This window comes from Pseudomonadota bacterium, from assembly GCA_010028905.1.
Taxonomy (GTDB): domain Bacteria; phylum Vulcanimicrobiota; class Xenobia; order RGZZ01; family RGZZ01; genus RGZZ01.
On record RGZZ01000120.1, the window covers coordinates 1 to 11,581 of the forward strand.

At 67.2% G+C, this 11,581-nt stretch carries 10 protein-coding genes; 8 read left to right on the forward strand and 2 right to left on the reverse strand.

The window, feature by feature from the left end; genetic code table 11:
• The 4 genes from EB084_10435 to EB084_10450 form a co-directional block, all read left to right on the forward strand.
• Positions 1–269 (forward strand): hypothetical protein (locus tag EB084_10435; GenBank protein NDD28669.1); only part of this gene is annotated, 269 nt, incomplete at its 5' end.
• Positions 244–1,812, forward strand: a complete 1,569-nt coding sequence (locus EB084_10440; GenBank protein ID NDD28670.1) for a PAS domain S-box protein — start codon at positions 244–246, stop codon at positions 1,810–1,812. The genes EB084_10435 and EB084_10440, both read left to right, overlap by 26 nt.
• Positions 1,813–1,837: 25 nt before the next feature.
• A complete protein-coding gene (locus tag EB084_10445) occupies positions 1,838–2,572 on the forward strand; it encodes a DNA-binding response regulator (protein ID NDD28671.1) in 735 nt (244 codons plus the stop codon).
• Between the two features lies 1 nt (position 2,573).
• Positions 2,574–3,752: a metallophosphoesterase gene (locus EB084_10450; GenBank protein NDD28672.1), complete on the forward strand. Its 1,179-nt coding sequence runs from the start codon at positions 2,574–2,576 to the stop codon at positions 3,750–3,752.
• Positions 3,753–3,855: 103 nt separating this feature from the next.
• Here EB084_10450 and EB084_10455 read toward each other — a convergent pair whose 3' ends face one another.
• Complete coding sequence (locus tag EB084_10455) at positions 3,856–4,068, reverse strand: hypothetical protein (protein ID NDD28673.1); 213 nt, start codon at positions 4,066–4,068, stop codon at positions 3,856–3,858.
• 178 nt (positions 4,069–4,246) lie between these two features.
• On the opposite strand from EB084_10455, the gene EB084_10460 reads away from it, so the two are divergent.
• The 4 genes from EB084_10460 (at position 4,247) to EB084_10475 (ending at position 9,957) form a co-directional block, all read left to right on the forward strand.
• Complete coding sequence (locus EB084_10460) at positions 4,247–5,923, forward strand: hypothetical protein (GenBank protein ID NDD28674.1); 1,677 nt, start codon at positions 4,247–4,249, stop codon at positions 5,921–5,923.
• Between the two features lie 142 nt (positions 5,924–6,065).
• Positions 6,066–7,034, forward strand: coding sequence for a M20/M25/M40 family metallo-hydrolase (locus EB084_10465; protein ID NDD28675.1), 969 nt, complete (start codon positions 6,066–6,068; stop codon positions 7,032–7,034).
• Positions 7,035–7,670: 636 nt separating this feature from the next.
• On the forward strand, positions 7,671–9,419 hold the full coding sequence (locus tag EB084_10470) for a hypothetical protein (protein NDD28676.1): 1,749 nt from the start codon (positions 7,671–7,673) through the stop codon (positions 9,417–9,419).
• Positions 9,259–9,957: a hypothetical protein gene (locus EB084_10475; protein NDD28677.1), complete on the forward strand. Its 699-nt coding sequence runs from the start codon at positions 9,259–9,261 to the stop codon at positions 9,955–9,957. The genes EB084_10470 and EB084_10475 overlap by 161 nt, the downstream gene beginning before the upstream one ends.
• A gap of 22 nt (positions 9,958–9,979) precedes the next feature.
• Here EB084_10475 and EB084_10480 read toward each other — a convergent pair.
• A partial coding sequence (locus tag EB084_10480) for a hypothetical protein (GenBank protein ID NDD28678.1) occupies positions 9,980–11,581 on the reverse strand: 1,602 nt, incomplete at its 5' end.

The following is an 11,581-nucleotide window of genomic DNA, read 5'->3' on the forward strand; positions in this document are numbered from 1 at the left end:
TCTCCGCGCTCATCGCCGCGCTCGCCAAACAGACGGTGCCGAACCGAACGAAGCGCGCCGAGGTTCGCGCCGCGGCGGCGCTCGCGCTGCCCAAGCTGGCCGATCGCGACCATCGCGACAAGATCAAGGTGGCGCTCGAGAAGGCCGTCAAAGATCCGAGCCCCATCGTCTCCACGAGTGCGCGCCGCGCCATCGACCTGCTCGAGTCCTATTCCAAGACGCTCAAGGCGGGTGTCTCCACCTTTGGCCAAGAAGACCCGGACTTCTGAGCCGAAGCGGCGCCGCTCGCGAGCGCTTCGCCTGAAGCTCGATCCGAGCGACGCTTCCGCCTTCCAGGAGGTGCTCACCCGCGTGGTGCACGAGGCCGGAGGAGCGGGCGGCTTTCTCGCGACGTGGGATGAGGCACACCCGGAGCGGGGCGCGCTCATGTCGAGCTACAACATCGACCCCCAGGCCGAGCAGGCCCTGGGCCGGTTCTTCCGCGACCTCCCCGCGCCTCCGCGCGTGCTCGATGACGGTCTGCTCGAGCGGCTGCGCGACGATACATCGTTGCGCGCCTCCATCGGCGATCTCGAGGTGTTGGCGATTCCGGTGAGGGTGCACGACCGCTCCCTGGGCTTTGTGTGCCTGCTGCATCCCTCGAACGCGGCGCGCCTGCTCGAGAAGACGCCGGGGGTCTACAACTTCCGCTTCGACGAGGTCGAGGTGGTGGTCAGCAATGCCCGGCTGCTTCAGCGGCTGCTGGCTGAGCGCGCCTGGCTTGAGGCGATGGTGAGCCAGAGCGCGAACGGGGTCGCCCTTGTCGACGCCGAGGGTCGCGTACTCGGCTTCAACCCCGCCATGGAGCGCCTCAGCGGCTGGACGTTGGATGAGGCCATCGGACGTCCCGCGAGCGAGGTCTTCCCCCTTCGTCTAGAGGCATCGACCTACGCCATGGCCCTGGTGGTGGCTGACACGGCCCCCGTGTTGCAACCGTCCGAGGTCACGCGCGAGGGGATGCTCGAGAGTCGAGCAGGCGAGGCAATCGACGTCGAGGCCACCTTCACCACCCTCCGCGATGATGCGCGTCGTCCCCTCGGATGGGCGCTCACGCTGCGTGATGTGCGCGAGCGCAAAGCCAAGGAGCGCCTCGAGCGCATCTTTCTGTCCGGTGTGAGCCATGAGCTGCAGACGCCGGTTGCCGTGATCAAGGGGTTCAGCGGTCTTCTCTGTGACCCCGAGGTCGGTCTCACGCCGGATCAGGTGCGCGAGAAGGCCGCCATGATTCACGAGGAGAGCTGTCGACTCGAGCGCATGGTGGGCCAGCTGCTGTTCGCCACCCGATTGCAGGCGGGTGGCGTTGAGCTGAGGCGCGAGACAGCGTCGATGGGGGCGCTCCTCGAGCGCGTGGCCCGTCGTCTCGAAGGCCGCGCGCGAGAGATGGGGGCCGAGATCGAGGTCACGCTGCCGGTAGAGTCGGTCACGCTTGAGATCGACGTCGACAAGATCGAGCAGGTCGTGACGAATCTCGTCGAGAACGCCATCAAGTACGGCGTCGCTGATCGCAGGCCCCACGTGACCGTCTCGCTCGTGCAGCGCGCTTCTGAGATCGAGGTCAGCGTGTCCGATGAGGGCCCCGGGGTCTCGTCAGACGAGCGCGACCGGATCTTCCACGTGTTCGAACGAGGTCGAGGCGCAACCCGCGCCAATGGCTCTGGCCTCGGTCTGTTCATCTGCAAGTCCATCGTGGAGGCCCACGGTGGTCGCATCTCCGTCGATGGCGCCCGCGGTGGCGGGGCCCGCTTCTGGTTCACGCTCCCTCGGTGCGGGTGACGAGCGAGCAAGTGAGAGAGGACTCATGAACAACGATTTCACGGGGCGCAGAATCCTCGTCATCGAGGACGAGCCCCATATGCGTGACTTGATCGAGACGGCGCTCGCGTCGTCCGGCTTTGTGGTGAGCGCGGCCGCGACGGGAGACGAGGGGCTGCGCAAGGTTCGCGCCGAGGGGCCGGACGCCGTGATCCTCGACGTGAACCTGCCCGATCTCAGCGGATACGATGTGCTCGGTGAGATCAGAAAGGGCACCGCTGTTCCCGTGGTGATGCTCACCGTGCAGAACAGCGAGACCGATCGCGTTCGCGGCCTCGAGCTCGGGGCCGATGACTACATGGGCAAGCCGTTCGGTCACCGTGAGCTCATCAGCCGGATCAAGGCGGTCTTGCGCCGCACCGAGGCGCCGGCCCCGCTCCCACGCGACGTGGTGACCGTCGACGACGAGCTGCTGGTCGACGTCGACAACCGCCACGCCGTGGTGCGGGGGGAGACCGTCAAGTTCCGCCCCACCGAGTTCAAGCTGCTGGTGCAGCTCATGCGTCAGCCTGGGCGCATCCAGACTCACGATGGGCTTCTCTCCCGCGTCTGGGGGCCAGAGTATCGCGATGACACGCAGCTGCTCCGGCTCTACATCAACTACCTGCGCAAGAAGCTCGAGCGCGATCCGGCGCATCCGCGGTACATCTTCAACGAGCGGGGCATCGGCTATCGCTTCGTCGACTATCGCGCGGCGGGCGCGCGGTCGCTGGAGGCCTGAGATGGCGCGTTCTCGTCTTGCCGTCGCACTCTTCGCCGTGCTGCTCTGGGCGGGCGTCTCCGCGCCCCTCGCCGTGGGCGCGCCCGCGGCTGGGGCTGTGCGTGGCGTGACCGTGGTGACGTGGTCTGACATCCACTACGGGAACGAGGACTATGCGGCCGACGCATGGCGTCAGGCCTACAGAGAGGGGCGCGCCCTGCGCTCCGATGTCTACGTGGTGAGCGGTGACCTCACCGACAACAAGTGTTCGCGCGAGGCGTTCACCGCACGACTCGACGCGTTCCTCCCCGCGTTTCGCGCCCAGCTCGACGCCCTGAACGCGCCGGTCATCCTCGCGCTGGGGAACAACGACATCGCCATCAACTATCAGACCGACCCGGAGGCCCTGGCCCTCACCCTCTCCGCGTGGAGGAAGCGGCTCGGTCCGCACGTCTATCTCGACGCGCTGGGGAATGGTGTCCACCCTCGCGCGGTCAGGGGCATGACCTGGATCACCGTGAACTCCCAGATCTTCTCCCGGTTGAACGAGTACGACGGTCGCGAGGCGCAGGCCCGCGCGACCTTCGCCTGGCTGTCATCGGCCCTGCGCCGCGTGCCGCGCGCCCAGACCGCCGTTCTGGTGATGCACATCCCCCCCACGTCTGACTTCTTCGACGGGAAGGCCTCGTGGAACGAGGCCGACCTGCGACGTCTCTCCGATGTCATCGACGCGCATGCGGGGAAGCTGATCATTCTTGCAGCCCACTACCATCGCAACGAGATCCACGCGCTCACCACACGGCGCGGCAAGACCGTTCCGGTGCTGCTCGCGGGCTCGGTCTCGTGCAAGTACGACAGCCGACCCAACTGGCGCAGCAGCGTCTGGCAGCTGGGCGCAGACGGAACAGTGCGACGGTTCGACTGGATCAACCGTTATCCGGGCCATCCGGAGTGGAGCGAGAGCTGGGTCCTGCCGTCGCCCTTCTCAGCTACGACCTATGCGGCGCTGGTGACCCGCCTGCGTCAGGACCTGGCGTTCTACCTGCGCTACGCGGAGAACCTGTGCGCTCACAACCCGGAGTGGGAGCAGTGGTGCGGTGGCGCCGAGAAGCGCGAGAAGCTGGCCGCTCTGGTGCGCTGCATGCTGTTCCCGGCCCAGGACAGCGACACGTCTTCTCCCGCGCTTGGCAACCATCGATGACACCACCCACGACGCACGGCCCCGCGCGCTCCGACGGGCCTTCGCCCTGGGTGCTGGCGCTCTTGCTGCTGGGCGGGATGGCAGTGATGCTCGTGTTCCTCTACTACGGCGTGGGACCGGGCAGCGGAAGGCCTCCGGCGCCCGCGCCTTCCTCCTCCTCTGAGGCTTTGAAGGCCCCCACCCCCACGCCCGAGTCGTCGGCGTCGACAGACGCGAGCGGGCTCGGAGATCGGGTCGAACACGAGCCCGACGCTCCCGCGTCGGGGGCGCCTGTCGACGTCGAGGCATTGCCGTCTGGCGCGCCCACGGCCTCCACAGCGCGCTAGCATCTCGGGGCGTTCACGAAGCCTCGCCATGTGACGACAGGTTTACAAGGATTTCATTGTGGTTCAAGGCACGGTCTGCTACACTCATCGTCGACTGTCGGAAGTCGTTTTCGAGGTGGGCGCGGCACGCGCCGGCCCGTCGGCAGAAGGAAGGGGTCATTCTCACCCATGCGTTTGCTCACAACATTGCGTCGTCTCCTGGTTGCTCTCGCAGCGCTGCTCGGACTGGGCTTCGGGCTCGTCGGCTGCGGCGGAGGTGGAGGGTCGAGTGTCGGCATGCCGGCCATGCCGTCGGTGTCCATCCCGTCGGTCTCCACGACCGACACAACCCCTCCCGCGAACACGAACACGGGGGGACCCGCGGTGGTGAACGGGGGCACGGCCTCGGCGCTGAATCCGGGCACAACCCCGTCGCTGCCCAGCCTGCCGCCTCCCCGATCCGCCAAGAAAGCGGCCAGCGGCGCAAAGACCTCGCCGAACGCCAGCTCGGTGACCATCAGCCTCGCGCCCGGATGGAGCCTTATCAGCTTTCCCTTCGGTCACCTGCAGTCGGCGAGCGGGTTCACCTATCAGCTCTACACCTTCGCGCAGGGCACGTTCATCGCTGTCGACCCGCAGGTCAGCCCCGCGAGCGTGGACACGCGCTACGCCTACCTGGCGTACACCGACACGTCGGAGACCGTCACCGTGACGGGTACCGCCAATGACGGCAGCGTCACCTCGGTGCCCCTGGTGCAGGGCTGGAACCTGCTTGGCTGCCCGTCTGCGCTGCCTCTCTCGTGGTCGAACATGTCGGCCACGCGGCTGCACATCAACCGCGTCATCGAAGAGGTCGCGACCTTCAACCTCAACCCGAGCGACACGTGGCTCTATCAGCAGGCCTTCCAGATCAGCGGCTCGGTGGTCTCTGTCACCGACATCCTCGCGCCGCAGGCGGCCATCTCTCCGCAGGGCGGCTACTGGATGTTCGTCTGGCAGGACGCCACCCTCAATCTCAACGTGACCGCGCCCGCGACGCATCCTGCGATAGCCTCGCTTTCGACGGCCACCCTCACGGCGGGCCAGCCCCTGACCATCAGCGGCAGCGGCTTCGGCTCGGCCGCCAGCGGGTCTGTGACCCTCGGTGGTCTTTCGGTGTCTGACAACGCCGTCACATCGTGGAGCGACACGAGCATCCAGCTCACCATCCCTCCTGGGGTCTCCTCCGGGAACGTGGTGGTGTTCGCGGGGTCGTATCCCAGCAATCGTGTGGCCGAGACCTCGGCAGGCGGGCCGAGCACGGGCACGGCCACCCTCACAGGGCTCGTGCAGAGCAGTGCCGGAGCCCCGCTCAGCGGCGCGCAGATCTTCGTCGACAGCGGTCAGATGGGCGTGTCGGCTTCCGACGGGACGTTCACCGTGACCGACATCCCCGCCGGTGAGCACCTCGTCCTCTACACCCGTCTCGGCTACAACGTGGGCAGCGGCATCACCACCTTCGCGTCCGGAGAGACGAAGAGCGTGCTGGTCTCCTTGTCTACGCATAGCGGCGGCGGGGGTGGAACCTCGACGTCGGGCACCTTGTACGTGAACGCGTATCCCTGGAGCAGCGGAGGCGTCTCGTGGTATCCCTCGCGCATCGAGGTTGACGCCTACGACGGTTCGAAGTACTGGTACAACACTTGGGGCAGCAACATCGGCGAGGTGACGCTCACGTGCTCGAGTGCCACGGTGGGCGCCTACTACACCGTCTACATCACCTTCACCAATCCGAACACGGGAGACACGGTGACGGGAACCTGGTCGGTGCAGCTCGCGACGTCATCGCAGACCGTCACGCACTACGGCCCCTACTCGAAGCGATAGTGCCTCCGGTGACGGCGCGGTCCGGTCGCCCAGCATGAGCCTCATGCTGCGGCGGCCGGCCGCGCTGCGACATCGGGGCGCGCCACGCGACGACGCCGGGGAGCGCTGACCGTTGGCGGAGCGAGCAGAGAGGGCGAGATCGATGGGCGCTCTGGCGGCGGCGGCGATCGTGGTGGCGGGGTGCGTCGGCGGCCTCGTCTGGTTTCTCTGCGTCATGCCCGGGCCCCGGACCAGAGAGGGCAGCGGCGCACCCACCTCCGACGAGCGGGCGTTGGCTGAGCGCCTGCGCCGTCACGTCGCGCATCTGGCGGCGAGCCCTCGACCGGCCACAGATGTGTCTGCGCAGGCGCGGGCGCTTGCGTACATCGAGGCACAGCTCTCCGACGCGGGGGTCGGCGTGAAGCGCCAGCGCACCGTGGCCGACGGTAGTGGCCTTCCCAACCTCGTGGTGCGACGTGATGGCACGCGCGCCGATCTCCCAGCCATCGTTGTGGGGGCGCACTACGACAGCGTGGAGGGCTCGCCGGGCGCGGATGACAATGCCTCGGGCGTGGCCGCCCTCATCGAGCTGGCGCGTCTCACCGCCGATGTGCGGCCGGCCCGCAGCATTGTCTTCGCGTTCTTCTCGGAAGAGGAGGTCGACATGCGCGGCAGCCGTTTCCTGGCGGCAGATCTGCGCGCAGGGGGCGTGGCGGTGGAGGCCATGCTCTCGCTCGAGATGCTCGGCTTCTACTGTGACGCGCCAGAGAGCCAGCGCTACCCCGTGTCGATGCTGTCGTGGATCTATCCGAGTCGGGGCGACTTTGTGGCGTTCCTGGGGAACCTGCGCTCGCGCCGCCTGACCCGCACGTGCGTCGAGGCCTTCCGCCGGACGGTGGCGTTCCCGTGTGAAGGCCTCGCCGCGCCAGACGCGCTGCGCGACGTCTTCCGATCGGACAATGCGTCGTTCTGGGCGGAAGGGTTCCCAGCGGTCATGGTCACCGATACATCGAACTTCCGTAACCCGCACTACCACAAGGCCAGCGACGTGCCCGACACCCTCGCCTACGATCGCCTGGCGCGCGTGGTTCTGGGCTTGCGCGGGGTACTCGATCGACTCGTCGTGCCGTGAGCGTGACGCGGAAGGGGCCTTGGCGACCGGCGAGAAGCACGTCGCGATGACGGTCATCGAACGCTTTGCAGACGGCCTCGAGAACGTGCTCTCCCGCAGCGGCGGATGGGTGCGTGAGCCCTGCGACCTTGCGCCCAGCTCTCCGGAGGCCATCGTGTTCAGCCACAGCCGGCGTGTGGGGCTGCTGCTGCTGTCGGGAGACGAGCTGTCGGCTGCGATGCTCAAATCCGACATCGAGCACATCACGCGTCTGGCCCGACCCACCACCGGGCCCGGCCGGCGCTCGGCGGTTCCCTGGGCGCAGCTCATCCTGCTGCTCGTCTACTGTCGCGGCGTCTCTCCGCAGATGCGCAGGTTCCTCATGGAGTCGCGCAGCGCCGTGACCCCTCGACAGGTGGTGCAGGGCGGCTTTGTGGATCTGCGTGACGGGCAGGCCGGCTTTCGCAGGGTTCGCACCCCGTTCGAGGAGGAGCTGCTCGAGCTGCTGGCCGAGGCGGCACGCGAGACGGGCAAGGCCCTGGTATCGCGTCAAACGCCTGACGACGCGGGAGAGCCGCTGGGATCAGGGGGGCGAGCGGGAGGCGGCTTCCTGGGGGCGGCTGTCGTCGCCTTCGCTGTCGCCGTAGCCTGGGGGGCGTGGCGGCTCCTGGCCGTCGCAAACCCGTCTGTGCAAGACGTTCGATCCGGCACGCCCTTCGCTGCGGCCTCCACGGCTGCGACGAGCACGCCCTCTGCGATGAGTCACAAGGCGCGGGAGGCCGCCTCGCCTCATCACGCAGCACGGCAGCGCGGTGCGCGAAGAAGCCAGAGGCCACGTTTGTGACCGCGCCCCCCGTCATCGAACCGGCGTCTCAAGCGTCTGACGCTCCGGTCACCCAGGGAACTGCGCCCGAGGGTGCCGTCTGGCCTTGGCAGAGCAGCGTGCTCAATGCGGTCGCCCTGGTGGCAGGCCTTGTAGCTGGACGCGTGCTCGGCCCCCACGCCGACTTGCTGAAGCCCTTGGCGGCGCTCTGCGGCAACCTGCTCAAGATGCTGCTGCTGCCCTACATTGTGACTTCGCTCATCAGTGGTATGGGGGCGCTCTCGTCCCGGGCCCAGACCCGACTGCTGAAGGCGGGCCTGATCTGCGTCCCCCTGTTCATCGCCGCGGGTCTCGCCGTTGTCTGGAGCGTTGCGCGCCTGTTCCCCAGCCTCTCGAATGCCGCGTTCTACACGGGGCAGGGCAGCGCAGTGCCCACGCTCGATGTCTCCGCGCATCTCGTGCCGGCCAACCTCTTCGACGCGCTGGCCAAGGGCACCATGCCGGGCATCGTGCTGTTCTGCGCGCTCTTCGGTCGCACCCTGGCCGCCACCGAAGAGAAGCATCGCCTGCTCGACTGGGTTGCGCTTGCCTTTGACGTCGTGCGGGTGCAGGCGCGCGAGATTCTTCGGTTCTGGCCCATTGCCGTGTTCCTGCTGAGCGCCACGTCGATGTCGGAGCTCGGCCCGATGATGCTCAACCGTGACGTGCACGGCTTCCTGATTGCGGTGGCGGTGGCGTCCGTGGTGCTCGTGCTGGGGATTTTTCCGCTGGTCGTCATGGGCTTGCTCGGTGTGCGATACACGCGGGTGCTGCAGGCGTTCCTGCCATCGGCGGTGCTTGCGTTCGTGAGCGGCATCTACTTCGTGGCAGTGCCCGAGGCGGTGGCGGCCACGACCGCCCTGCTTGCCGAAGGAGAGGCCACGCAGGCGGCAGGCGAGTCGTCTTCAGACGCTGACGAGGATGTGGACACCGCTGTAGAGGCGTCTGCCCTGGTACCATTCTGGACAGCCGTTCCCATGGCGTCGAGCGCGCTCGTCGTTCTCTTCGCGCTGTATGCGGCTGCCGCCTGGGATCGTCATCTCACGCTGTTCGACTACGCTCGCATCGGCACGGTGGATCTGCTGTCGCTCTTCTATCCTCCGATGCTGGCGGCACGCCTGCTCATCACCGATCTGAAGATCCCGGTCGACGCGCTTGATCTGCTGCAGGCCAGCCTCGTGGTCTTTGAGCGCTTTCGCGCAATCGTTCAGATCTGCGCCCTCATCGCCCTCACCGTCACCGTGCACACGGTGATGCGCTCGGGCTGGCGCAGGCCGGTGCGTCGCATGGTGGTGGTGACCATGGGCTTTGCGATTCCCCTCGCGCTGGTCAGCCAGGCCTTGTCGCCCACGATGGCGGTCCGGTCCGCGCGTCCTGAGTACTATGCGTCGATGCCTGCGACGGGGAGAGCCGCTGCGCTTGGGCGTTGTCGTGGGGAGGATGCCCTTTGCCTATCGCCAGCCCGACGGGCGTCTCAGCGGATTGTCAGTGGAGCTGGCGACCATGCTCGCCAGCGATCTCGATGGGCGTGCTGTGCTGGTTGAGGTCGATCAGGGGCGAATCGTGGCCGATTTCGATGCGGGACGCGTCGATGTGCTCATGAGCCCGCTGCTCATCGATTCCAGCCGTCTGCTGGCGCTCGATTTCGGGGCGGAGTTTGCGCGGGTCAGCGCTGTGCTGCTTCACCAGGGAGAGTCCTATACCGACATGGCCGATCGGGCCGCTCGCGACGACTGGAGCGGTGTGCGCGTGGCGGCACTCGAGGGCTCGCCTTTGCAGCGGCTGGCGTCCGCGCTGCTGCCGGGGGCGGTGATCGTGCCCGTCTCTTCGATTGACGAAGCGCTCTTCGGGACCATCTGTGACGCGGCGCTCTGGACCGATCTCGAAGCTGTCTCGTGGGAGGTGCAGCATCCGACCTATGATGAAACGGAACTGCCTCGGGGAAAGCCCCTGGTGATGGCCTGGCCGTTCCGACACGGAGATGTGGAGACGCGGCACTTCTTCGACACGTGGCTGGAGGTGCGCAAAGCGCAGGGAGACCTCGAGCGTCTGACCCGGAAGTGGGTGCAGGGGCGGCGCTGAACGCGTCTGTGCCGCTGTGGCCTCAGAACCCGCGGGTGCGCGACAAGGCCTTCAGTGCCACGGGCGTGAGCACCAGGGTTGGGCGAGCGCGGCTGCGGGTTCGGGTGTGCGGGTCTTGCCGGTGCACCTGCTTCTCATCGATGTACGGCACGTTCATGAACCGAGCGAACTTCGGGTTGCTGCCCAGGTCTCGCTGAACCGCCTCGAGGAGCACGTTGGCGATGACGGCGTGGCCGGTGTCGCTGGGATGCACGCCGTCGTAGCTGAAGATGCCATCGCGTCCCTGGGCGTCGGGCGCGCCGGTGAAGCCGGGCACCACCCACTCGTCGGGGCCTGCCCCTCTGAGAAGGCGGCCGTTGTGGTAGCCGTCATCGAGCACGCGATGGATGTCGACGAGGTGAACGCGGGGGTTGGCGATGACGATGTCGTCGATGACCTTGTTGAAGGCGTCGATCTGCGATTGCACGGCCTGGATCTCGGCAGGGTCGAGCGCCTCGTCTTCGCTCAGCCAGCCCTTCGGCACGCCGTTTGCGTCTGGCGCCATGCGGGCGCGCAGCTCTTCGACGTTCAGCGGCAGCCCCCCCACCACGAGCTTCTCGAGAATGGTTCCCAGATCGACGTAGCTGCCCGGCGGGAACTCGGTGCGACCGTTGAGCCCAGGGCCCTTGATGGTGGAAGGGATCACCCAGCGCTCGAGCTCTGACGTGACGTCGGTGCCGTCGACGAGCTGAACGCGGAAGGGGAGCTTGCCCAGCGGCTTGCCCAGCTCTCGGGCCGACGCGATGGAGGTCACGTTCGGTACGTTGAAGAGCATGACCTCGGCCTGGGAACCCTTGACGATCTTGTCGACGAGGGCAGTCATCTGGCTTCGGAAGCCAGGGCGCACGTCCGGGGTGGTGACATCGTGGGCGCGTCCGGTGATGGGGTTTCGCACCGAATAGGTCCACGGGCGGTCGTCGACGGGGGTGAGAATGCGATCGTCGATGCGCCCGGTGAAGATGGCCTCGAGGGCGTCGTTGCTGCCGGTCCAGAGGGTGACCAGGTCGGGGTTCTGCTTGAGCGCCTGGTCGACCTGTGAGCCTTCTCCCGAGTTCTTCCCGTTGCCCAGGGTGGCGCGGATGAGGGGGGCCATGAAGGCACCGTCGGAGACGCTCTGCAACCCCTGGTGAACCTCTTCGAGATAGTCTTGTATGCGGCTCACCCCGTCGAGGTGACGCGTCTGGAACCCGTAGACGGCGAAGTTGCTCTGGGGGTGCTCGGCCGTGTTGCGCGTTTCCGGCAGGCGATGCCCGAACTTCGGGATGAGGTTCCACGACGGCAAGATGAAGCTCGGCGGGCCGAGGAAGTACGAGTACAGCGAGAGCGGGCCGGCAGCCAGGTCGAGGGCTACGGTCTGCGCGGCGGCCAGGCCCGCGCTGAACTGGTTGTTGTCGAACACCTTCGCGGGAATGCCGTTGCCGTCGAAGAGGGGTTGGTTGAACGTGAGGCCCGCCTGGTCGGCGAACTGGCTGATGTAGCCTTTCTTCATTCGCGCGAGGCTGTTGTTGCCGTCTTGCGTGCCCTGTGTGAGGCTGTCGCCGAGGGAGACGACACGCAGGTCGCTGAGCGGGGGAGACGGAGGCGC